The sequence below is a fragment of the Campylobacter concisus genome (genome assembly GCF_003048595.2).
GTDB classification, from domain to species: Bacteria; Campylobacterota; Campylobacteria; order Campylobacterales; family Campylobacteraceae; genus Campylobacter_A; species Campylobacter_A concisus_L.
This window is the reverse complement of sequence record NZ_CP049270.1, coordinates 956,712-978,945: the sequence shown is the minus strand read 5'-3', so window position 1 is coordinate 978,945 and position 22,234 is coordinate 956,712. Positions and strand designations below refer to the sequence as shown.

General features: G+C 39.1%; 23 protein-coding genes and 1 pseudogene. 23 read left to right on the top strand and 1 reads right to left on the bottom strand.

What is annotated here, in order from left to right; translation table 11 throughout:
* Nucleotides 1–24 precede the first annotated feature (24 nt).
* The 8 genes from nikR to hypA all read left to right on the top strand — a co-directional run bounded on the left by nikR (nt 25) and on the right by hypA (nt 6,304).
* The gene (gene nikR, locus CVT15_RS04945) at nt 25–438 is read left to right on the top strand and encodes a nickel-responsive transcriptional regulator NikR (RefSeq protein ID WP_103577425.1); all 414 of its coding nucleotides are present in this window, start codon (nt 25–27) and stop codon (nt 436–438) included.
* Between the two features lie 394 nt (nt 439–832).
* The gene (locus CVT15_RS04940; protein WP_103577424.1) at nt 833–2,092 is read left to right on the top strand and encodes a DUF2157 domain-containing protein; all 1,260 of its coding nucleotides are present in this window, start codon (nt 833–835) and stop codon (nt 2,090–2,092) included.
* Complete coding sequence (locus CVT15_RS04935; RefSeq protein WP_103577423.1) at nt 2,089–2,694, top strand: GDYXXLXY domain-containing protein; 606 nt, start codon at nt 2,089–2,091, stop codon at nt 2,692–2,694. Before CVT15_RS04940 ends, CVT15_RS04935 begins: the two co-directional genes overlap by 4 nt.
* 128 nt (nt 2,695–2,822) lie before the next feature.
* Complete coding sequence (hypB, locus tag CVT15_RS04930; RefSeq protein WP_103577422.1) at nt 2,823–3,635, top strand: hydrogenase nickel incorporation protein HypB; 813 nt, start codon at nt 2,823–2,825, stop codon at nt 3,633–3,635.
* Nucleotides 3,635–3,874 (top strand): HypC/HybG/HupF family hydrogenase formation chaperone, encoded by a 240-nt coding sequence (locus CVT15_RS04925; protein WP_054196671.1) that lies wholly within the window; start codon nt 3,635–3,637, stop codon nt 3,872–3,874. Before hypB ends, CVT15_RS04925 begins: the two co-directional genes overlap by 1 nt.
* Nucleotides 3,874–4,962, top strand: a complete 1,089-nt coding sequence (hypD, locus tag CVT15_RS04920; protein WP_103577421.1) for a hydrogenase formation protein HypD — start codon at nt 3,874–3,876, stop codon at nt 4,960–4,962. Before CVT15_RS04925 ends, hypD begins: the two co-directional genes overlap by 1 nt.
* A gap of 8 nt (nt 4,963–4,970) precedes the next feature.
* A complete protein-coding gene (gene hypE / locus CVT15_RS04915) occupies nt 4,971–5,963 on the top strand; it encodes a hydrogenase expression/formation protein HypE (protein ID WP_103577420.1) in 993 nt (330 codons plus the stop codon).
* Nucleotides 5,963–6,304 (top strand): hydrogenase maturation nickel metallochaperone HypA, encoded by a 342-nt coding sequence (gene hypA / locus CVT15_RS04910; protein WP_103577419.1) that lies wholly within the window; start codon nt 5,963–5,965, stop codon nt 6,302–6,304. The genes hypE and hypA overlap by 1 nt, the downstream gene beginning before the upstream one ends.
* Nucleotides 6,305–6,529: 225 nt before the next feature.
* Here hypA and CVT15_RS04905 read toward each other — a convergent pair whose 3' ends face one another.
* Entirely contained in the window at nt 6,530–9,106 is a 2,577-nt protein-coding gene (locus CVT15_RS04905) for an AsmA-like C-terminal domain-containing protein (protein ID WP_180998560.1), read from the bottom strand.
* On the opposite strand from CVT15_RS04905, the gene mltG reads away from it, so the two are divergent.
* The 15 genes and pseudogenes from mltG (at nt 9,069) to CVT15_RS09960 (ending at nt 22,066) form a co-directional block, all read left to right on the top strand.
* A complete protein-coding gene (gene mltG / locus CVT15_RS04900) occupies nt 9,069–10,013 on the top strand; it encodes an endolytic transglycosylase MltG (RefSeq protein WP_087585928.1) in 945 nt (314 codons plus the stop codon). The two genes, CVT15_RS04905 and mltG, sit on opposite strands and share 38 nt — an antisense overlap.
* Nucleotides 10,014–10,096: 83 nt before the next feature.
* Nucleotides 10,097–12,271 (top strand): NADP-dependent isocitrate dehydrogenase, encoded by a 2,175-nt coding sequence (locus tag CVT15_RS04895; protein WP_103576519.1) that lies wholly within the window; start codon nt 10,097–10,099, stop codon nt 12,269–12,271.
* Between the two features lie 4 nt (nt 12,272–12,275).
* Nucleotides 12,276–13,169, top strand: coding sequence for a lactate/malate family dehydrogenase (locus CVT15_RS04890; RefSeq protein ID WP_103576520.1), 894 nt, complete (start codon nt 12,276–12,278; stop codon nt 13,167–13,169).
* An 8-nt stretch (nt 13,170–13,177) separates the two neighbouring features.
* Nucleotides 13,178–13,489: a 4Fe-4S dicluster domain-containing protein gene (locus tag CVT15_RS04885; protein WP_103576521.1), complete on the top strand. Its 312-nt coding sequence runs from the start codon at nt 13,178–13,180 to the stop codon at nt 13,487–13,489.
* The gene (locus CVT15_RS04880; protein WP_103576522.1) at nt 13,486–14,616 is read left to right on the top strand and encodes a 2-oxoglutarate synthase subunit alpha; all 1,131 of its coding nucleotides are present in this window, start codon (nt 13,486–13,488) and stop codon (nt 14,614–14,616) included. The genes CVT15_RS04885 and CVT15_RS04880 overlap by 4 nt, the downstream gene beginning before the upstream one ends.
* Nucleotides 14,606–15,451 (top strand): 2-oxoglutarate ferredoxin oxidoreductase subunit beta, encoded by an 846-nt coding sequence (locus tag CVT15_RS04875; protein WP_103576523.1) that lies wholly within the window; start codon nt 14,606–14,608, stop codon nt 15,449–15,451. The genes CVT15_RS04880 and CVT15_RS04875 overlap by 11 nt, the downstream gene beginning before the upstream one ends.
* Nucleotides 15,448–15,999, top strand: a complete 552-nt coding sequence (locus CVT15_RS04870) for a 2-oxoacid:acceptor oxidoreductase family protein (protein ID WP_103576524.1) — start codon at nt 15,448–15,450, stop codon at nt 15,997–15,999. The genes CVT15_RS04875 and CVT15_RS04870 overlap by 4 nt, the downstream gene beginning before the upstream one ends.
* 400 nt (nt 16,000–16,399) lie before the next feature.
* Nucleotides 16,400–18,343, top strand: a pseudogene (locus tag CVT15_RS04865) (TonB-dependent receptor).
* 84 nt (nt 18,344–18,427) lie between these two features.
* Nucleotides 18,428–18,748 (top strand): class I SAM-dependent methyltransferase, encoded by a 321-nt coding sequence (locus CVT15_RS09980; RefSeq protein WP_230853888.1) that lies wholly within the window; start codon nt 18,428–18,430, stop codon nt 18,746–18,748.
* 53 nt (nt 18,749–18,801) lie between these two features.
* Nucleotides 18,802–18,939, top strand: a complete 138-nt coding sequence (locus CVT15_RS09975) for a hypothetical protein (protein ID WP_230853884.1) — start codon at nt 18,802–18,804, stop codon at nt 18,937–18,939.
* Between the two features lie 90 nt (nt 18,940–19,029).
* A complete protein-coding gene (locus CVT15_RS09970) occupies nt 19,030–19,266 on the top strand; it encodes a hypothetical protein (RefSeq protein ID WP_230853883.1) in 237 nt (78 codons plus the stop codon).
* Between the two features lie 18 nt (nt 19,267–19,284).
* Entirely contained in the window at nt 19,285–20,268 is a 984-nt protein-coding gene (locus CVT15_RS04855; protein WP_103576317.1) for a FecCD family ABC transporter permease, read from the top strand.
* Complete coding sequence (locus CVT15_RS04850) at nt 20,265–21,041, top strand: ABC transporter ATP-binding protein (RefSeq protein WP_103576318.1); 777 nt, start codon at nt 20,265–20,267, stop codon at nt 21,039–21,041. The genes CVT15_RS04855 and CVT15_RS04850 overlap by 4 nt, the downstream gene beginning before the upstream one ends.
* An 11-nt stretch (nt 21,042–21,052) precedes the next feature.
* A complete protein-coding gene (locus tag CVT15_RS09965; protein ID WP_230853882.1) occupies nt 21,053–21,460 on the top strand; it encodes a hypothetical protein in 408 nt (135 codons plus the stop codon).
* Nucleotides 21,461–21,475: 15 nt separating this feature from the next.
* On the top strand, nt 21,476–22,066 hold the full coding sequence (locus tag CVT15_RS09960) for an ABC transporter substrate-binding protein (RefSeq protein WP_258033171.1): 591 nt from the start codon (nt 21,476–21,478) through the stop codon (nt 22,064–22,066).
* Nucleotides 22,067–22,234 lie beyond the last annotated feature (168 nt).

Sequence of the window (22,234 nt, the reverse complement as noted above, 5' to 3'; positions counted from 1 at the left end):
AATCAAACGAGAAAGGAGCAGAAAATGGATAGTGTTATACGTTTTAGTGTTTCTTTACCTAGTCAGTTACTAGACGAACTAGATAAAAAGGTTAGCGAACAAGGCTACGCTTCTAGGAGCGAATTTACGAGGGATCTGATACGCGAAAAGATCGTAAGTGATAGCTGGAAGGACGCTAGTGAGGAGTTGATCGGGGTTTTGACGCTCATTTATATGCATCATCACAACGATTTGGTGAATAAAAAGATGGATATAGAGCATAGCTCTGATGTGAAAATCATCTGTACAAACCATGTTCATGTCGATCATCATAACTGCTTAGAAACGATTTCAATAAGAGGCGAGGCTGGCAAAATTGAACGCTTTGCTGAAAGGATCGCCGGCTTAAAGGGTGTAAAATTTTCTAAACTCACAAAGGCTGCTGTTCCTAAATTTTAGCGCGCTAAAGTCTTTGCGGTGGTAGGAAATTTAGGAGTTTTTAACAAGTATAGCAAGCAGTTGGTTTCTCATAGTTGCGTTGTTTATTGTATTTGTCTTTCAAAATAGTTTTTAAGCGGTTTTTGTGGTTTTTGTAAATCGATATGGAGTTTTTGCTGATTTGCTCGTGCAAACTCCATATCTTTTAAATAAAATATAGTTTGTAGTCTTTTTCTTGAGCTTAGTTTAAGGCTAGAATTTATAAAAGATAAGCTCAAATTTCATACAAGTAATTCTTCTTAGCATTTAAATTATATTTTTATATAATAACAACAAAAATTTGATCCTTATTACCACATTTCTACGCTGGCTAATAGGCTTCTTATGTTTTAATGAGCTTGCAAAGGAGTTGTTGTTGAACTTTTTAAATAAAATTTTTCTAGCAAAAGAGCTGGATCGGTGGCAAAGTGACGGTATAGTCGATAAAGAGACCGCTATAAAAATAGCAAATTTATATGACATCGACCCTGATGCTCATAGCGACAAGATAAGTTTTGTCTTAAAGCTCGTAGCATATCTATTTTTTGCGCTAGCTTTTTTTACGCTCGTTGGTGCAAACTGGGAAGAGATACCAAGACTAGGACGTTTAGCACTTGTATTGTTTGTACTTGGGCTTGTAAATTTTGGTGGAATTTACTATCTCGCAAAGGGAAAGGAAAATCTATCAACGGCGATGTTTTTTCTTGGAAATTTCTGCTTTGGTGCGGCGATTGCTCTTATTGCTCAAATTTATAACATTAGCGATGAGCCAAGCGGTGGTATTTTGCTTTGGAGTATCGGAGCGTTTGCAGTTTCTTTTGCTAGTAAAAAAGGTGTGTTGGTAGCCCAAAGCCTTATCTTTGCGACAGTTTGGTTTTTTATGGTGGGCTATCAGGGCGACTTTGGTTTTGGCTTTATCATTTTTATAGCACTTGGCGCATATACGCTTTACAAAGACGACTCGAAATGGCTTGCTTTTGTGCTTTTTGTAGATATTTTTATATACATCATTTCATTTTGCGGCTACATTAGTGGTCTTAGGGCGATATTTGATTATGACTTTTTGTTTGGACTTCCTATGGTTGCGATCGTATCGCTATCTTATGCACTTTTGCTTATTGGTATTTCGCCGCTACTAGATAAATTTAGAGTAGGGCTTGGCGCATTTACGAAAGAATTTGGTAAAAATTTTGGCGTTTTTGTGTTGTTATTTTGTCTATTTTTATTTGAAGAAAGAAATTTATTTGAGGTTGGAGATGAAGAGCTTTGGTTTGTGAAGTCGTTTTTTAAAAGCAATTTTGGCTTTGTCTTTATTTTATTTAGTGTTGCTTATTTTGCACTGTTTTTTAAAGAAAAAAACAAGAGTGGATTGCTGCTTGGGGCACTGCTCGTGTCGTTACCCTTTGTCTTTAGCTACGGTCCTGGCTACGCAAATATATTTTTTTCGCTCGCAAATATCATAACAGCTGCGGTTCTTATCAAAAAGGGTGAGTTAAAACTCGGTCTTTGTATGATATTTTTGGTTGCAGCCGTGAGGTATTTCCAACTCATAGGTGATTATATTGGTGCTACGGCGCTATTTATGGTGTTTGCTTTCATAGTGCTAGTTGTCGCTAGAAAAGGATGTAAAAAATGAAGATAAAAGTATTAATAGTAGCTGTAGTTTTTCAAATTTCACTTATTGGCATTATGCTTGGCTACGCACTTATGCCACTTTATTTTGGGCAAGAGGTAAGAGTAAGGGTTAATCTTTATGATCCAAGAGATCTTTTTCGTGGAAACTATGTTGATTTAAACTATGAATTTTCAAATTTCCATTCAAGAAATTTTGACGAAAATGATGAAGATGACCGCTATATCGACCAATACGATGAGAGAGTAAGAGATGGGGCTAGAGTTTATGCTGTTTTAAAACCAGATGTTAATGGCACTTACAGCTTTGCTAAATTTAGTATAAGCAAGCCAGACAATGGAGTGTTTTTAGCTGGTAGATATGACGGCTACTCACTCGTAAAATACGGCATAGAGCAGTTTTATATGTCACCTGATAGTGCGGCTAAGGCAGAAAATGAAATGAGAGAAGAAGATGTTAATGCATATGCGGTTTTGATGGTGATGGATAATGGCAAGGCTAGATTAAAGGATCTAATAATTCAAAAGAGTGCCGGAAAGAATAGTAAAAAATTATTTGGTAATGAAAATTTTGATAAGCTGGATGATATTAGGCAAAAAGAGTAAAGTAAATTTAAATAAAAATTTAAAAAATTAATTAGTTTTATTTTATTAACGCTAAACTCCTAAATTTTAATTTTATTTTTAAATTTAAGAGTTAAAATCTCCATAAATTAATAAAAAAGGATAAAAAAATGTGCAAAGATTGCGGTTGCTCAATGGGTAATCACGCCCATGCCCACACTCATGTAGATGGCACCACTCACTCGCACCCACATACTCATGATGGGCATACGGATCACGCTCATGACGCACATGAGCATAGCCATGAGGCTCATGCACACCCTGTGCTAAACGAGAGCAAAACCATAGACGTGATAGAGAAAATTCTCTGTGAAAATGATAAAGAAGCTGCTCACAACAGAGCTCATCTTGATGAAAAAAAGATACTTTGTGTAAATTTGATGAGTAGCCCAGGCGCTGGTAAGACGACGCTTTTAGAGGCTACGATAAAGGCTGGTAAATTTAAAATAGGCGTTGTTGAGGGCGATTTGGAGACAAATCAAGATGCTGATCGCATAGTAAAAGCTGGTGCAAAGGCTCATCAGATAAGCACAGGTCAGACCTGTCACTTGGACGCATTTATGGTGCATGAAGGGCTTCATTATTTGCCGCTAAACGAGCTTGATCTAGTCTTTATAGAAAATGTTGGAAATTTAGTCTGTCCTGCAAGCTACGACGTTGGCTCACACTTTAACGCTGTGCTTCTTTCAGTGCCAGAGGGTGATGACAAGGTGAGCAAATATCCAGTGATGTTTAGGGCTGCTGACGTGCTTCTCATCACAAAAGCTTCGCTTGCGCCACACTTTGACTTTGACATCGAGCGAGTGAAAAACGACGCTAGAAAGCTAAATCCAAAGGTCGATATCTTTGTGATAGATAGCAAAACTGGTGAAGGCATTGATAAATGGATAAGTTATTTGGAATTTAAAAAAGAGCTAAGATAATGTGCCTCTCAATCCCTTCAAAAGTAATAGAAATAGATGAAAATAACGTTGCCACCGTTGAGACTCTGGGCGTTACTAGAAAGGTAAGCCTAGATCTCATCTCTGAAGAGGTAAAAGTGGGCGAATACGTGCTAATCCACGTAGGATACGCTATGCAAAAGATCGATACGCAGTTTGCGCTTGAGAGCTTAGAGGTCTATCAAAAGATCGCTGATGATATGAACGCGGGGAAAATTTGATGGATCTTATCAATGACTTTCGCGATAAAAATTTAATCCTAGCCCTTTCAAAACTCATCCAAAAAGAGAGCACAAAGCCCCTAAATATCATGGAAATTTGTGGTGGTCACACGCATAGCATTATGAAATTTGCACTGCCAAGCTTGGTTGGAGAGCATATAAATTTCATCCACGGCCCAGGCTGTCCGGTCTGCGTGATGCCAAAGAGTCGCATAGATGAGGCCTGTAAGCTAGCTAGCATGGATAATGTGATCTTTTGCACGCTAGCTGACATGCTAAGAGTGCCTGGTTCAAAGACTAGCCTGCAAAAGCTTCGTGGCGAAGGGCACGACATAAGAGCACTTTACACGCCACTTGATGCGCTAAATATAGCACAACAAAATCCAGATAAAAAGGTCATATTTTTTGCCATAGGCTTTGAGACGACGACTCCGATGAGCGCAAATTTGGTTGAAAAAGTAGTTGAGCAGGGCATTAAAAATTTATACTTTCATATAAATCACGTAACCGTCCCAGCTCCAGTTAGAGCGATAATGGGCGATGAAAATGTAAGAATAGACGCATTTTTAGGCCCAAGTCACGTGAGCGTCATCACTGGTAGTAAAATTTACAAAGAGCTAGCAGATGAGTTTAAAAGACCGATTGCCATTAGCGGTTTTGAGCCGCTTGACATCATGGCAAGTGTCTTAAATTTAGTCCGTCAGCAAAATGCAGGCACACATGAAGTCTACAACGAGTACGCGAGGGCTGTCAAAGAAGAGGGTAATGTTAAGGCAAAAGAGCTCATAGCTAAGTACTTTGAGCCGTGCGATTTTGTCTGGAGAGGCCTTGGCGAGATAGCACAAAGTGGCATGAAGCTAAGAGACGAGTTTGCTTACCTTGACGCCAGAGTGCAGTTTGACTGCAGTGTAGAGAGCGCGGGCGAGAGCAAGGCTTGCATTTGTGGGCAAATTTTAAGAGGGCTAGCAAAGCCAACAGAGTGTAAAGTCTTTGGCAAGGTCTGTAACCCGCAAAATCCGATAGGATCGTGCATGGTCTCAAGCGAGGGCGCTTGTGCGGCATATTTTAAATACGCAAGAGTTGGTTAAGGAATTTAATGAAAAAGATAATGCTAAGCCACGGCGGCGGCGGCGAGGAGATGAACTCGCTTATAAACGAGACGATATTTAAAATTTTTGATAACGAAATTTTAAGACAGAGTAACGACTCAGCGATATTAAATTTAAACGGCAAGATCGCATTTAGCTCTGATAGCTTTGTGGTAACTCCCATTTTTTTTAATGGTGGCGACATCGGTAAGATCGCAGCTTGCGGCACGATAAACGACCTTGCGATGGTTGGTGCAAGCGCTAAATACCTAAGCTGTTCGCTCATCATTGAAGAGGGGCTAAGTATAGAGGAGCTTGAGCACGTGCTTGGCTCGCTTGCAAAAACTTGCAAAGAGAGCGGTGTAAGCGTAGTTTGTGGCGATACAAAGGTCGTACCAAAGGGCAAATGCGATAAAATTTTCATAAACACAGCAGGCATCGGCGAGATAGTTTGCGAAGGCGTGGAGCTTAAAAATTTAAAAGCAGGGGCAAAAATTTTAATCTCTGGAGATGTTGGCAGACACGGCGGCGTGGTGCTTGCAGCAAGAGAAGAATTTGAGCTTGGGCTTGATCTGAAAAGTGACTGCAAGAGCCTAAAAGAGGTTGCCTTAAAGCTATTTAGCGCTGGCATAAAGCCACAGTGCATGCGTGATGCGACAAGGGGCGGACTAAGTGCCGTGCTAAATGAGTGGGCTAAATTTAGTAAATTTGACATCTTGGTTTTTGAAGAAAATATCAAGGTTGCAAACGAAGTGATGGGTGTTTGTGAGCTATTTGGATTTGAGCCTTATGAGCTTGCAAATGAGGGTACTTTTGTGATGGCTGTCGATGAGAGCGAGGCCGAGGACGCGCTTAAAATTTTAAGAGAATTTGATAAAAACGCGATGATAATAGGCGAGGTAATGGAAGCTAAAAACGAGCGTGTCATCATCGAAAACGCCTATAAATCAAGAAGATTTCTCGAGCCGCCAAAAGGCGAGCTACTACCAAGGATCTGCTAATGCACGAGCTTAGTATCGTTCAAAATTTAGTTAGCCTTTGCGAGAAAAATGCCACCAAAGAAAACGCCAAAGAGATAAGCAAGATAGAGATAAAGGTCGGTCGTTTAAGCAGTGTTGAGCCACACTATTTAGAGAGTGCCTTTGATGTTTATAAGGCTGGTACGATCTGCGAAAACGCCGAGCTTGTGATAAATTTACAAGCCGTGGTTATTGAGTGCTTGGATTGCGGATTTGGTGGGGAACTTAGCGAAAATGACTTTACTTGCCCAAAGTGCAAGAGCCAAAATTTAAAGGTGACTGATGGCGAGGATATGTATCTTATGCGCCTTGAGATGAAGTAAATTTTACATATTTTTATATGTAAAATTTTATGTTTTTTATCAAAATATTTTAATAGTTGTAGTATCAAAAAATAGAGCTATCAAAGCCTTAATCTTTAGCTTTTGATATCCTTTTTACGCGCTTTGCGAGCCGAGGATAATATATATAATCAAAAATGAGCACCACTCTTAGCTTTAGAAGCAGTCAATAATTTTTCTATAATTTCCATGCGTTGCAGATTTAAACTACTCAAATATCAAAAACGGAGTCTGAATCACGTTTCTTATTATCTTTAGTGGCGAGAGCAGGGCATCTTGCAGGATCTGCGTCGAGTACTCAGGCTTATCGGTAGTGCCTCGTATGGCGATGACAGTTGAGAGCGAGCGGTCCTTGCCAAGGATTATTTGATTTACCAGTGGAATTTTATCAATGATACTGCTAGCGTCTTTTAGTAGCTTTAGCTCAAGGTCGATATTTATCTTTTTGCTCTTTAGATCGATCGTACCACGTCCACCGATATCAGCGCTTGTGCCTATCATTTCAATCGCTAAAAATTCGATCATATCGCCATTTCTAGTGAGTAAGATTTTACCATTTTTAACAGTAAAGCCCCTGTCGTTAAAATCAGGTGTTTTAAGGCTAAGAAGCGATGGAACTGAGTTTAAAAAGCTAAGTAGTCTTTGATAAAAGATATAATCCTTTAAAAAAGTATCAAAAAATCTCACCTCTGCCTTGAAATTCTTTGAGTTTTCTCCAAGCATTTTTAGGCGAAATTTACCACCCTCAAAGCTCTTGATGCCAAAAAGGTCGTTGATAAATTCTCCGCTTATGTCGGTTGCGTCTAAATTTATACTCTTTTCATCATTAAAATAGCCAACTCTTCCTTGCTGCGCCAGCCCATTTAGCGAGGTGCTTTTGCCCTTTTTCTCGGCACTAAAGCTAGCAAATGGCAAGGTCTTGTTTAGATCCCTTAAAATGATATCGCCATTTTTTGCTAAAAGCTCAAGCGGCGTGCTTTGTTCGCTGGTTTTGTTATCATCAAGCACTAGCAAATTTAGATCTTTAGTTTTTACGCTTATGACTTTTTCTTTTATGTCTAGGCTTAGCTTTTTACTTGCGCTATCTACCTTCACACCAGCTTTTGAGACTAAAATTTTAAGATCATCGTTTTCATATTTTGAGCCATTTTTATCTAAAAACGGCAAATCAAAGTTTGCCTCTTTGGCAAAAATTTCAAGATCAGTAAAATCCTTACTTTTTATGCTAAGCTCATCAAAACCATACACGCCGTTTTCCTTTAAAACAGGCGAGCTTTCTATGAAAAATTTACTATTTTTTGTTGTTATTTTGCTTTCATTGCCAAAGCTCATATCAAGCCCAAATGGCTCTATCTTAAGCAAAGTTTCACCAGCTTTGCTAAAGTCTAAAAATGCGTTAAATGGCTCATTTTTAAAAGTTAAAATTTCATCATTTTTCTCTTTTAGATCAAAGCTTTCTATCACGCCTTTTATCTCGCCAGTACTTTTTTGTAAATTTATATCGGCCTTGGCATTTGCTTTAAAAAACTCAAGTCCAAAGCCAGTAGCATCGATGTTTAAATTCGTCGTATTTATAAGCTTTATGAGAGCATTTTTGGTATTAAATTTACTTCCAGCAATCTCTAAAACTGCGTCACTTAGCTTAAATTCTCCATTTGCAATGACGCTTTTTTCATCAAAATTTTCTAAGCTTTTCTCATCAAGCTTTATCAAAATTTTTAAGCTAGCATCCATTTTTCCGCTAAGCTGCCTTACTGGCACGATGATTTTATAAGCTTTTAATATCTCATTTATAGCTTCATCATAGATCGATTTTGTCTTTATAAGTAGCTCTAAATTTGCGCTTTTTTCATCAAAGATATTATTTATCACAACGCTTGAGCCATCAAGCTTTTTGCCCTTGTAAATAGGCGAAATAAGATCAAATTTAAGCTTTGAGTTTTTAAGCGTGATATTTGCCTCACCTACATTTATGGCTGGCAAGCCTTTTTCAAATTTAACGAGCAAATTTTTAGTATTTGCGGTGGCATTTAGATCATTTAGATAAAAGTTATTTTTAGCTAGATCAGCCTTGCCATTTATCTCTTTAAGCTCGTAATCATCAGCAACGATGTATCCATATATCCAGTTTTTAACTTCACTATTTAGCTCTATGCGTCTATCAAGCTCATCAATGAAGTTTTTAATGCTTCCAGCCTCGACATCGTAAGCTTTGTAGGTTAAAAATGTATCTTTTAGGGCAAAATTTAGCTTACCATGCAGCTCATGAGAGGTAAAATTTCCCTCAAATTTATAGTCATTTTTATCAAAATTTGCACTCCCTTCGCCGCTAATGCTGACGTTAAAATCCTTAAAGCTTAAATTTCTAACGCTAAAAAGATCTATTCCGTCTTGCTGTTCGTTTTGGAATTTGATATCTACATTTAAATAAGGACTATCAACAAAAAATATATCATCTAAAAATAGAATTTTTAGTTTAAAATCATCTCCTATTTGCACATTTTCAAGTGAAATTTCTTGAAAAATAGTATCTATAAAATCTACGCTTTTACTAAGGTTTAAAAGGCGCTCGTCGCTGCTTTTTTGCTTGCTCTCTTTCTTAAAATTTGGAAGCCTTATCTGCTTTGCTCTTGCAATTATTTTTTTATCTAATTTTATATATAATTGCTCCAATTTTACGCCGTAAAACTCGAAATCGTTAATTTTTATGCCGTATTTTAAAAGTAAGATAAATGAAAGAATCAAGATGATAAAAAATTTTATGAAAAAGCCATATTTAGACATTTTTTTTGATATCGTAGCCATAATTTTCCTAAGTATTTTTGTCTATTTGGCACGCCCTATAAACACAAGCAAGGTCGTTTTTATACCAAAGGGAAGTGTGGGCGAGATTATATCTTATTTAGCTAATCGCAACTTTAACTTAAGCGTGATAGACAAATACGCCATACTTTTTATCGGCTCTCCGCAATCTGGCTGGATAGAGATCGGCCAAGATAAAATTTCAAGGGTTGATTTTTTAAAAAAACTTGCAAAATCGAAAGCGGCTTTAACCGAGATAACGCTAATACCAGGCGAAACAACTATTGTTTTTTTAAACCAGATCGCCGCCCAGCTAGGACTTGATCCAGTCAAATTAAATAGCGAATATAACGCCCTTGCTCCAGTGAGTGATGGCTTTTTGATGCCAAATACATACAAAATCCCAATAGGTATCAGTGAAAGGCACCTTGCTTTTTATCTTGTTAATTCATCAAGAAAGGCTCAAAGCGAGATCAGCAATAAAATTTTTGGCGAATACAACGAGAAAAAATGGTTTAAAATTTTAACGATTGCTTCGATAATTCAAAAAGAAGCTGCAAATGATGCTGAAATGCCACTAGTTGCTTCAGTTATATATAACCGCCTAAATAAGGGCATGAGGCTGCAAATGGACGGCACATTAAACTACGGAATTTATTCACACGATGTGATCACGGCTGAGCGCATAAGAAGCGATATGAGCGAGTTTAACACATATCTAAACGATGGTATCCCGCCAAGTCCAGTCTGCTCGGTCTCGATAAGTGCGATCAAAGCGGCGATAAATCCTGCAAAGAGCGATTATTTATACTTTGTGCTTGATAAAAAGGCGAAAAAACACATTTTTTCAAAAACCTTAAGCGAGCACAACCAAAATATAGGAAAATAGAGCTAGAATTTTCGGCAAATGCCTAAAATACAACGAGATTTAATAAAGAAAGTGATAAATTTTAAAAAACTAAAAGGGCTAAAATGAGTGACATTATCTGGACCAAAACTGACGAAGCACCGCTATTTGCAAGCTACTCTCTCTTTCCTATCGTAAAGAGCTTTTTATCACGTGCTGACATTAGCATAACTAGGGCCGATATTAGCCTAGCTGGGAGAATTTTATCTCTTTTTAGCAAAGAGCTTGGGCTAAATAAGGCCGATGAGCTAGAGCTTTTGGGTGAGCTGACTAGTCACAAAGAGGCAAATATCATAAAACTGCCAAACATCTCAGCCACGCTTGTTCAGCTAAAAGCAGCGATAGAGGAGCTTAGAAGTAAGGGCATAAATGTGCCTTTTTATCCAGATGAGATCATCACAGACTACGACGAAGAGATCGCTAAAAAATACCAAAAAGTGCTAGGAAGCGCGGTAAATCCAGTGCTTAGGCAAGGAAACTCAGATAGAAGAGTCTTGCCTCCGGTTAAAGAATTTGCCAAAAAGCATCCTCACAGCAATGGCGACTGGGACAAGACAAATAAGACAAAAATTTACTACATGCAAAAGGGCGACTTTTATGAGAATGAGCGCTCAATTATCGCCAGTAAAGATGAGAAATTTTATGTAAATTTCATAAGTTTGGATGGTAAAAAAGAGCTTTTAAAAGAGCTTGCCGTTCAAAGTGGTGAGATAGTTGATGCTACATATTTAAGTGTAGATGAGCTAGATAAATTTTATGAAAGCTGTTTTGAAGAGGCAAAAAAAGAGAATTTAACCTTGAGCCTGCACCTAAAATGCACAATGATGAAGGTTAGCGATCCAGTCATCTTTGCGCATGCGATAAAAAGCTATTTTAAAGAGGTTTTTGAGCTATTTGGTGAGGAGTTTAAAGCTCACGGCGTGGAGGCAAAAAACGGCTTAAAAGATATGTTTTCTAAAATTTCGCAGCTTAAAAACAAAGATGAAATTTTGGCTAAATTTGATGAAATTTTGAGCAAAAAGGCAAAAATTTGGGCATTAAATGAAAATGCCAGCAACTTTGACGTGCCAAATGACGTCATAATAGACGCCTCAGTGCCTGCGCTAATTAGAAACTCTGGCAAGGTAAAAGATAGAAGCGGCGAGCTAAATTTCTCACTTTGCATGATCCCAGATAGGACCTATGCTAGGGTTTATGAGGCTTGTGTGGCGGACTTTAAAGAGCATGGTGCGCTTGATGTGAGCAGCATAGGCAGCGTAGCAAACGTGGGGCTAATGGCTAAAAAGGCTGAGGAATATGGCAGTCACGATAAGACTTTTATCGCAAAAGAGGACGGAGAATTTGTAGTTTTTGACGAAGCGGGCAAGAGCGTCTTTAAATTTAGTGTTAAAAGTGGCGATATTTTTAGGATGACGCAGGCTAAAGACGACGCAATAAATGCGTGGTTTGAGCTTGCTTTAAAAAGAGGCGAAATTTCAAAAGATGAGCTTATATTTTGGCTAGATAGCAGCCGTGCACATGATAGAAATTTGATAGCTAAATTTGAAAAATTTAGAGATAAATTTGTTAGAGCTGACGTAAAATTTGAAATTTTAAACTACGAGCAAGCGACTACAAAAACGCTTAGCTTGATAAGAGCTGGCAAAAACGTTATAAGCGTAACTGGTAACGTTTTAAGAGATTATTTAACCGATCTTTTCCCGATCTTTGAGTTAGGTGGTAGCTCGAAAATGCTCTCAGTTGTGCCGCTACTTGCTGGTGGAGCGATGTTTGAAACAGGTGCTGGTGGAACGGCCCCAACGCTTGTAAAAGAGCTAAAAGAGAAAAATCACTTACTTTGGGATAGTCTCGGCGAGTTTTTAGCGCTTAGTGCTTCGCTCGAGCATTTGGCATTTGTTAAGCAAAAAAAAGAGGCAAAAGAGCTAAGTGATGCGCTAAATAGAGCGGTTGCTAGCTATCTAGATGAAAATAAAACGCCAAATGCCACTCTTGATACCAGAGAATCGCACTTTTATCTAGCGCTTTTTTGGGCAAGAGAGATGGCAAAAAGTGGCGTGAATTTAAGTAAAATTTTTGAAAATTTAGCAGACAAGCTAGAGAAAAATGAGAATGAGATTCTAAAAGAGTTAAGACAAAATGATGGTGCAAGCGTGGAATTTGGCGGATATTATTTGCCAGATGAAGTGAGGGCAAATGAGGTCATGAGACCAAGTAAAATTTTAAATCAAATAATAGGATGAGAAAATGAAAATAAGTATAGTTGGAGCTGGAAACGTCGGTGCAAGCATAGCTTATGCACTTTGTATGAGAGAAATTTGCGATGAGATCGCGCTTGTGGATATATTTGGTGATGTGGCACGTGCAAAAGCGATCGATCTAGCACAGTCAAGTTGCGTTTTTAATGCAAAAACTATCGTTTGTGGTGGCGATGACTTTATGCTAATAGAGGGCAGTGATATCGTAGTGGTAACTGCTGGAAGCCCTAGAAAAGATGGTCAAACTAGAGAGGATCTGCTACTTAAAAACGCCGTAGTTGTAAAACAAACAGCTCAAAATATTGCAAAATTTGCACCAAATGCGGTGATAATCGTCGTAACAAATCCGCTTGATGTGATGGTCTGGACGGCTCATAAATTTAGTGGTTTTAGCAAAAATAAAGTGATCGGCATGGCTGGTGAGCTGGATGGTGCAAGATGCAGATATGAGCTAGCACTTTTAAAAGACAAGGATGCAAAAGGGCTAAAGACAAAGATAATTGGCGCTCACAACGACGAGATGATCGTATCTGCTAGCAACATTAGCGAAAATTTAAACGAAAATGAGCTTACAACTCTTAAAAAAGAGACAAGCACAGGTGGTGCAAAGATCGTTAAGCTCCTTGGTACTTCAGCTTACTACGCACCAGCGGCTGCAGTTGTGAAAATGTGTGAAGCGATCATGGGCAAGAGTGATGAAATACTAAGCGCTAGCGTGATACTTGATGATGAGCTAAGCTGCGGAAGGCTAGTAAGGCTTGGACGTGAGGGCTTAAAAGAAATTTTAGAGCTAAATATAAATGAAAGTGAGCAAGAGCAGCTAAGTAAAAGCGAAGCTGATATTAGAAAAAACATTAAATTTTTAAAAGAAAATTTGGATTAGGAATATAGATGATAGTAAAAGAAAACGTACCTGTTTGGGTCGATGAGAGCAGGTGTAAAGCCTGTGATGTCTGCGTGAGCTACTGCCCAGCAGGCGTGCTAGCGATGAGGCTTGAGCCAAAGGCGGTGCTTGGTAAGATGATAGAGGTCGTCTATGCTGACTCATGTATAGGCTGTCGCGACTGCGAGCTTCACTGTCCTGATTTTGCCATTTATGTGGCTGAAAAAGGCTTTAAATTTGCAAAACTAACCGCTGAGAGCAAAGAGCAGGCTGCTGCCGTAAAGGCAAATAAATTTGCAAAGCTTGGAGAGAGCGCATGAGAGAGCTAGTATCAACTGGAAATGCCCTAGTAGCAAGGGCTGCTGTCGAGTGTGGCTGTAACTTCTTTGGAGGATATCCGATCACTCCAAGTAGCGAGATCGCCCACGAGCTAAGCGTGCTTTTGCCAAAACATGGTGGCACATTTATACAAATGGAAGATGAGATAGCTGGGATTTCAGTTTCTCTTGGCGCAAGTGCGAGTGGTGCTAAGGCGATGACTGCTAGCTCAGGACCTGGAATTTCACTAAAGGCTGAGCAAATAGGCCTTGGCTTTATCGCTGAGATACCGCTTGTCATCGTAAACGTAATGCGCGGCGGCCCTTCAACTGGCTTGCCAACCCGCGTCGCACAAGGCGATATCTTGCAGGCTAAAAACCCAACTCACGGCGATGTAAATATGATAGTGCTAGCACCTAGCAGCCTAGAGGAGTGCTATACGCAAACGGTTCGAGCGTTTAATCTTGCAGCTAGGTTTATGACGCCAGTTATGCTGCTACTTGATGAGACGATAGGACACATGCAAGCAAAGGTGCGTTTGCCAGAGATTAGCGAGCTAGAAATTTATAAAAGAAGAGAATTTGGCGGTGAGCCAAAAGAGTATAAACCTTATGAGGCCGCACCAGATGAGCCAGCCACGCTAAATCCTTTCTTTAAAGGCTACCACTACCATATCACTGGGCTTCATCACGGAGCAACTGGCTTTCCAACAGAAGATGGAAAAATCGTTGAATACTCAATGAATAGGCTATTTGATAAGATAAATTTACACACCGATGAGTGCGAGAGTTATGAAGAGTTTATGCTAAATGACGCAGAAATTTGTATCATCGCTTTTGGTAGTGTGGCTCTCTCAGCCAAGCAAGCGATATTAAATTTACGTGAAAAAGGGCTAAAAGTAGGGCTATTTAAGCCACTTACACTTTTCCCAGCTCCAGCTAAAAAGCTAAAAGAGATATCAAATAAATTTAATAAAATTTTAGTTTGCGAGCTAAATTTAGGTCAATATAGCGGTGAAATTTCAAAGATCATCTTAAGAGATGACTTTGCAAAACTGCTAAAAGCAAACGGCAGACCGATAAGCCCAAGCGAGATCGAGGCGAAGATAGGAGAAATTTATGGCTTTTAATTATGATAAATACTTACGAACAGATAAAATGCCTACTCTTTGGTGCTGGGGCTGTGGTGACGGCGTCATACTAAAGGCGCTCATCCGCGCGATCGACACTATGGGCTGGGATATGAATGATGTTTGCGTGGTATCAGGCATAGGCTGCTCTGGCCGTTTTAGCGGATATCTTGACTGCAATACCATCCACACAACTCACGGTAGAGCCGTAGCCTACGCCACTGGTGTAAAGATGGCAAATCCAGATAAGCACGTCATCGTGGTAACTGGCGATGGCGACGGGCTAGCGATCGGAGGCAACCACACGATACACGGATGCCGCCGAAATATCGGGCTAAATCACATCCTAATAAATAACTTCATCTACGCACTAACAAACTCGCAAACCAGCCCAACTACGCCAAAGGGCATGTGGACGGTCACAGCGCAATACGGCAACATCGATCCTAGCTTTGACGCCTGTAAGCTCGCAACCGCCGCAGGTGCTAGCTTCGTCGCGCGCGGAAGCGTCATCGAGCCAGAGAAGCTTACAAAGCTCTTTGTAGAGGGCTTTAGCCACGATGGATACAGCTTTTTTGATGTATTTTCAAACTGCCATATAAATTTAGGTCGCAAGAACAAAATGGGCGAGGCGGTGAAAAATTTAGAGTGGATAAAGGGCCGCACGACGAGCAAGGTTAAATTTGACATGTTAAGTGATGAGGAGAAAAAGGGTATTTTCCCACTTGGTGTACTTCATAAAGATGAAGAAAAGATTGAATATACCAAGGCTTACGACATGGTAAGAAGGGCTGCTATGAGCGGCCAAGCGATCGATTTTAAGGAGCTAGCATGAAGTCACAATTAAGATTTGTCGGCGTTGGTGGACAGGGCGTCATACTAGCAGGTGAGATCCTCTCAGCTGCCAAAATAAAGGCAGGCGGATACGGCGTCAAGGCTTCTACATACACGTCTCAGGTACGTGGCGGACCAACAAAGGTCGATATCATCCTTGATGAGAAGGAAATTTTATACCCTTATGCAAACGAGGGCGAGATAGACTTTATGCTTGCTACCGCGCAGATAAGCTACGATGCCTTTAAAAGCGGCGTAAAAGATGGCGGCGCGATCGTTGTTGAGCCAAATTTGGTAAAGGTGAGCGATGAAGACAAAAAGCGTTGGAAAATTTATGAAATTCCTATCATTTCTATCGCAAAAGACGAGGTCGGAAATGTTATCACTCAAAGCGTTGTGGCTCTTGGCGTGGCTGTGGCGATGAGCAAGTGTATGGATGAAAATTTAGTGCGTGAAGAGATGCTAGCAAGTGTGCCTGAGAAAGTCAAAGAGGCAAATGCCAAAGCTTATGAGCTAGGCCTAAAATACGCAAAAGAGCTTTTAAAATAAATTTTGGCTAATTTTTAGCCAAAATTTCTACTAAAAATAAAAAAATCAGCCTTTATTATATTTTTATCAATTATTACTTTTCTTAAAATCTAAAGCATTATTTATCGATATAAAAGATTATATTTATAGTATTTATTTATCTTGTCAAAGCTATGAAATTTTTAAAAATCGTTCTCACAATGCCTTATTTTACCTTTTTTAAATAAAATATATTTTTAAATATTTAATAAATTAATAAATTATATTTAAGATTTGTTTTAGTAACATTTCAGACGTAAAATTTTTATAAAAGGAGTAAAAATTGAGTTATAAAATCTCAGTTGCAACATGTGCTGCGCTTTTGATGTGCAGTGGTTTTTTAAGTCAAGTTTTTGCTGTTTAAACGACAAAGCTTGAGGGCATTGAAGTAAATTCAGTTGGCGATAACATAAGCGAGAGTGGTATCGACGAGGGAATTTTAAACAAAAGAGTAGCCGCTGGTCCTTTGGCTGACAAAAAAGTTATAGATATGCCTTATCAAGTAAATACGATCTCAAAAGAGGTTCTTGATAACCAAGGCGTTCAAGCTTTTGATGAAGCTGTTAAATATTTTCCATCAGCACAACTTCAATATAGAGGCGGTGGCGAAATGGGTCGCCCACAAACTCGCGGTTTTCAAGGCTCAGTCGTAGGTAACGTCCTTTGGGACGGCTTTTACGCAGTTTCTACGACAGCTATACCTATGGTAATGTTTGAGAGCTTACAAATTCAAAACGGACTTGCTGGCTCACTATATGGCGGACAAGATCCAGCAGGTATTTTTAGCTACTCTCGCAAACGTCCTGTTACTGATTACAACGCTATTTGGACAGATTATATCTCTCGTGGAAATTTGGGTGTAGGATTTGATACATCAAATAAATTTGAAAAAATAGGCTACCGTGGAGTATTTTATTATACAGATGGAGAAAGAGAGCCAAAAGATAGTAAAACTTCACGCCGCTTAGCTTCTATAGGACTTGATTTTTATCCAACTGATGACTTAACATTTGAGACAAATTTTAGCTACTACAAACACACTATGGGTGGCTATTACAATGGTGTTAGTTTTGCAAGTAAAGATGGAATATATCAAGGATACTCTCCTGTTAGACGAAGAGGACAAATAATTGGTGTTAAGTATCATGGTATGCCTAGTTTTTCAGATGTAACTACAGAAACTAATGGTGAGAGATTTATGAGGACCATAACAGCTAGTGGTAAATTTAAATATGCTCCAACTGATAGATGGTATCTTGAAGGCGGCTATCAATGGCAAAAGGCTATTAGAAGCAGAAATGGCGATAGTGTATTTACTGTACCTAGTGCATTTTTAAAAGCTCAGACTGATTTTAATACCGGAAGCATCAAACATAACTTTGCTACTGAGCTAAATGGATATAGATGGTCAAGTGGTAAAACTAAATCTTTGCTAACAGATATGAAAAATATCTCAGTAGTCGATGATATCGCTCTTAATGATAGTTTAAATGTCATACTTTCAGCTTCAAATACTTGGTTTAAAAAGACTGATTATAAAAAAGATGGCATAAGCTGGGCCGGAAGCGTAGTGTATAAAATCGTGCCCGATTTTAATGTATATTTTACATATGCTGATAGCTTAAAAGATGGTGCTTCTAAATTCTATGATCCAGCTGATTATTTTCCTTCTCATCCTCTATATGGACAAACTATTAGCTTTAATCCTTATAGAAGCACACAATATGAGTTAGGTGTAAAAACTAGAGTAAATGAGATCGACTTTAGTGCTGCTGTGTTCCAAATAACAAGACCAACTTATTATGAAGTTAATGGAATATTTGGAAGACAAGGTGATCAAAGAAATAGAGGAATAGAATTTACAACTGGCGGAAAAATAGTAGATAGTTTAAGCGCTTATGGTGGTATAACATTTATAGATCCAAAAATGAATAAGTCAGCAAATCAAAAAGTAGTTTGAAAAACTATCGTTGGTAAACCAAAAGTTCAAGCAAATATGTTATTTGATTACGCTGTGCCAGGCACAAATAAACTTGCATTTACAACAAATTTCCACTACACAGGCAAACGCTATGTTGATGAGATGAATACTGCAAGCGTAAGTGGATACTTTACAACCGATCTTGGTGTTAGATACACTACAAAAGCTTGGATAGGTAAAGAGACATCTATTAGATTTAATGTAAATAACGTATTTGATAAAAAATACTGGGTCAGCATCTTCTCTGGCGATCTTGATGGATCTGTTCCAAGCAGTTATTCTGGCGCAAGCATGTTTAGGGGCTACGGAAGAACCTTCATGCTTTCAGCTCAGGTTAAATTCTAAAACCAAAGCCAAATTTATTTTGGCTTTAGGCTCTTTAAATTTGCCCTTTTCGTAGGGCAGATTTAAATAACCAAAGGGAGAAAGATGCAAGGGTTGGTTGATTATCAAGCGATTTTGGAGCGAGTGTTTTCGCCTACTTTGCAAAAAGTAAAAGGCAAAGATGGCGGCGTAAACTGGGATGATTATGCAGATATGTATAACGAGATGACCGGCATGGAGACGGCTTCTACGCTAAATTTACTCTCAAATTTACCTATCACAAAAGATGACAGCGTGCTTGACGTGGGATGTGGTCCAGCAAGGCTTAGCGTGCCACTTGCAAAGCTAGCAAAGAGTGTAAGCGCGCTAGATCCGTTTGCGAAAATGCTTGAATACGCTAAAAAAATGCAAAAGAGGCTGGAGTAAAAAATATAAATTTCATCCAAAAAGACTGGAGTGATGAGCAGGGCTTAAAAGACTTGCCAAAACACGATATCGTGCTAGCATCACGCTCAGTTAGACTTTTTGATATAAGAAAGCTTTGCAAATTTGCTAAAAAATATGTCGTGATGACCTCTTTTTTAATGGATCATCCAAGCCTTAAAGATATCTGGTAAGACTTCTTAAAAGGGATAAAAAATGAAAACGAGACAGGTCTAAGCGACAGGAGATTTGGCTATAACTTTATCTTTAATATCGTCTATGACATGGGAGCAAATCCAAATTTAAAGATAATAGATACCACTTACGAGAGAGATTTTGCTAGCCTTGAAGAGGCGTTTTCTTATTTTAGATTTGTCGGCGAGATCGCGCCCGAAAAAGAAGAAATCTACAAACGAAACGTAGAAAAGTATCTTACTAAAACAAATGACGGATATAAATTTAAAAGAGAAACCAAGAGCTATCTCATCTGGTGGGACGTACGGGAGATGAAATTTGAGTAGTCAAAAGATCATTTTCGCATTATTTGCGCTACTTTTGCTGGTGCTCTTTTTTCTCTAGGCATCGGACGCTACGAGATAAGTTACGCTCAAATTTTTGAGTTTATAAGATCAGCCATTTTAAACGAGCAGCCAAGCGACGAGCAAGGATATACGGTCTTTACGCTCATTCGCTTACCAAGGGTGCTTTTTGCCATTCTAGTTGGAGCAGCGCTTGCTAGCTCCGGAGCGGTCTATCAAGGTCTTTTTAAAAACCATCTAGTCTCGCCTGACATCCTTGGCGTCTCAAGTGGTGCAGCTGTGGGAGCGAGCGTGGCTATCATCTTAAATTTCAACTACATAGGCTTGCAGCTTAGCGCCTTTGCCTGCGGTCTTTTTGCTGTTTTTGCCGTTGTTTTTATAAGCAGCGTCATCGCAAAGGGTAGGCTAGATTTACTCGTGATGGTGCTAACTGGCATCGTCATCTCATCTCTTTTTGGAGCGCTTAGCTCGCTCATAAAATTTCTAGCTGACAGCGAAGATAAGCTGCCTGAAGTTACTTTTTGGCTGATGGGAAGCCTTGTAAGAAGTGGCGGATATAAAAATTTAGCTCTACTTTTTTGCGTAGTCATGATCTGCCTTGTGCCACTTTTCATGCTTCGCTTCAAGCTAAATACGCTTAGTTTTGGCGAAGAAGAGGCTAGGGCTATGGGGCTAAATGTCAAATTTTACAACATCATAATCATCATCGCCTCAACGCTTCTAACCGCTACTTGCGTCTCATTTTGCGGTATCGTGGGCTGGGCGGGGCTCGTCATCCCTCACATTATGCGCTTTGTCGTGGGAGCAAATTTCATCACGCTCTTTCCAGCTTCGCTGCTTGGCGGAGGGCTGTTTTTACTGATAGTTGATACCACTTCACGCAGCTTAATGGCAAGTGAGATCCCACTTGGCTTCATCACTTCGCTAGTTGGCGCGCCTGTTTTTGTCTATCTGCTCTATAAGAGCAAAAAGGGTTTTGCGTGAAATTTAAGATCAAAAATTTAAGCTGCGGCTACGATAAAAAGGTCGTTATAGAAAATTTCAATGCAAATTTACAAGATGGCGACATCTTTTGCCTGCTTGGTAGCAACGGTGTTAGCAAAACGACGACGTTTAAGACGATACTTGGCTTTTTAAAGCCACTTGGGGGAGAAATTTTAATAGACGGCAAAGACGCGCTAAAGATGAGCGAGAAAGAGCGAGCAAGCTTTATAAGCTACGTCCCGCAAGCTCACACTCCGCCATTTGCCTTTAGCGTTTTTGACGTGGTGATGATGAGTGCAAATGCAAGGCTTGGTATATTTGAGCGGCCTAGCAAAAAGGATGAAGAAATAGCGTTAGATGCGTTAAAGACGCTAAATTTAGAGAGCTTTAAAGATAAAATTTATACCGATCTAAGTGGCGGCGAGCGGCAAATGGTGCTCATAGCTAGGGCATTAGCGCAACGCTCAAAGGTGATGCTACTTGACGAGCCAACGGCAAATTTAGACTTTGGCAACCAAATGCGAGTTTTAAAAGAGATAAAAAAGCTCGCAAAGCAAGGCTACATTATCATCCTGACCTCACATCAGCCAGAGCAGGTCTTTTATCTAAACGCAAAAGTTGCGATGCTTGGGCGTGATAAAAACTACATCTACAGCGAGGCTAGCGAGGTGATGAGTAGCGAAAATTTAAAGAAAATTTACGGCGTAGATATACGAGTGGTGAAAAATATCATCGATGAGCGCGAGCATTACTCTTGCGTGATGGTGGATTAAAAGGAGAATATATGTTTAAGAAAATTTTACTTTTGGCTTTTTTGCTTGTTAGTTTGCAAGCAAGAGTGGTGCTTGATAGCGACAATAAAAAGGTAGAAGTGCCTGACGTGATCGAGCGTGCGACACCTTTGATAGGGGCTTTTGTGCAGGTCTCTGCGATGCTTGGCAACGAAGATCATATAATTAGCGGTGCGCCAAAACTGCCTCCACTTATGTCAAAAATTTTTCCAAAAATAAAGAGCAACGACAATAAAAGCGGCATGCTAAGTAGCAGCGTCGAGACTATCATCGCGTCAAAAACGCAAGTTGTTTTTGGGCCAATTGGTATGATGTTTGATGAAAATAGCAAGGTTCAGTTAGAGAGCGCTGGCATCGCAGTTGTGAAGATAGATAAATTTCAAAGCATCAAAGAGATATAAGATAGCTTTAGCAAGATCGCTGAAATTTGGGGTGAAAAGAGCGTAAAAAGGGCGCATGAGTTTAATGACTATTTTAACGACAACATAAAATTTGTAAGTCAAAAAATAGCAAATTTAACGCCAAAAAAGAGAGTTTTGGTGCTTAACTACAACTCAGGAAACTTTAATACCATCAGCTCAAAAGATATCGGCGCAGAGTATATTAGCGTGGCCGGTGGTATAAATTTAAGCTCAGAGCTAAGTGATGATGATTTTAAAATTTCAAAAGCGATAAACGAAGAGCAAGTCATCATCTTTAACCCAGATATCATCATCACAAATTCACAAAAAAGTGCCGATGCTATCGCCAAAAACGCATCATTTGCTAAGCTAAAAGCTGTGCAAAATGGAGAAATTTTTGTAGTGCCAAGTGGTGTTTATCTTTGGAATGTAAGAAGTGCTGAAGGTGCGTTATATCCGCTTTGGCTGGCTAAGACATTTTACCCAGAGCAATTTAGTGATCTAAATTTAGAGCAAAAAACAAGAGAGTTTTACGAGAGATTTTATAACTACAAGCTAAGTGATAGCGAGCTAAAAGAAATTTTGCACCCAAAGGGTGAATTTTGATAATAGGACAAAAATAAGGTTATTTATTATATTTAATATATTTATTTAAGTATAAAAAGTAAATTTATCTTTAAAATATCCTAAAAAAGAGCTTTTAAAGCTTAAAAACTCAAAAATAAAAATAAACTTCAAATCGGTAGAAATTTTTATATATCTTATAAATTTTTC

Excerpts from the sequence above, each read along its gene's own strand:
- mltG (WP_087585928.1), top strand. The coding sequence starts at position 9,069 with ATGATAAAAAATTTTATGAAAAAGCCATATTTAGACATTTTTTTTGAT.
- hypA (WP_103577419.1), top strand. The coding sequence starts at position 5,963 with ATGCACGAGCTTAGTATCGTTCAAAATTTAGTTAGCCTTTGCGAGAAA.
- nikR (WP_103577425.1), top strand. The coding sequence starts at position 25 with ATGGATAGTGTTATACGTTTTAGTGTTTCTTTACCTAGTCAGTTACTA.
- CVT15_RS04925 (WP_054196671.1), top strand. The coding sequence starts at position 3,635 with ATGTGCCTCTCAATCCCTTCAAAAGTAATAGAAATAGATGAAAATAAC.
- CVT15_RS04875 (WP_103576523.1), top strand. The coding sequence starts at position 14,606 with ATGGCTTTTAATTATGATAAATACTTACGAACAGATAAAATGCCTACT.
- hypB (WP_103577422.1), top strand. The coding sequence starts at position 2,823 with ATGTGCAAAGATTGCGGTTGCTCAATGGGTAATCACGCCCATGCCCAC.
- CVT15_RS09980 (WP_230853888.1), top strand. The coding sequence starts at position 18,428 with ATGCAAGGGTTGGTTGATTATCAAGCGATTTTGGAGCGAGTGTTTTCG.
- CVT15_RS09970 (WP_230853883.1), top strand. The coding sequence starts at position 19,030 with ATGGGAGCAAATCCAAATTTAAAGATAATAGATACCACTTACGAGAGA.
- CVT15_RS04895 (WP_103576519.1), top strand. The coding sequence starts at position 10,097 with ATGAGTGACATTATCTGGACCAAAACTGACGAAGCACCGCTATTTGCA.
- hypD (WP_103577421.1), top strand. The coding sequence starts at position 3,874 with ATGGATCTTATCAATGACTTTCGCGATAAAAATTTAATCCTAGCCCTT.
- CVT15_RS04870 (WP_103576524.1), top strand. The coding sequence starts at position 15,448 with ATGAAGTCACAATTAAGATTTGTCGGCGTTGGTGGACAGGGCGTCATA.
- CVT15_RS04935 (WP_103577423.1), top strand. The coding sequence starts at position 2,089 with ATGAAGATAAAAGTATTAATAGTAGCTGTAGTTTTTCAAATTTCACTT.
- CVT15_RS04880 (WP_103576522.1), top strand. The coding sequence starts at position 13,486 with ATGAGAGAGCTAGTATCAACTGGAAATGCCCTAGTAGCAAGGGCTGCT.
- CVT15_RS04885 (WP_103576521.1), top strand. The coding sequence starts at position 13,178 with ATGATAGTAAAAGAAAACGTACCTGTTTGGGTCGATGAGAGCAGGTGT.
- CVT15_RS04905 (WP_180998560.1), bottom strand. The coding sequence starts at position 9,106 with ATGTCTAAATATGGCTTTTTCATAAAATTTTTTATCATCTTGATTCTT.
- hypE (WP_103577420.1), top strand. The coding sequence starts at position 4,971 with ATGAAAAAGATAATGCTAAGCCACGGCGGCGGCGGCGAGGAGATGAAC.
- CVT15_RS04890 (WP_103576520.1), top strand. The coding sequence starts at position 12,276 with ATGAAAATAAGTATAGTTGGAGCTGGAAACGTCGGTGCAAGCATAGCT.
- CVT15_RS09965 (WP_230853882.1), top strand. The coding sequence starts at position 21,053 with ATGTTTAAGAAAATTTTACTTTTGGCTTTTTTGCTTGTTAGTTTGCAA.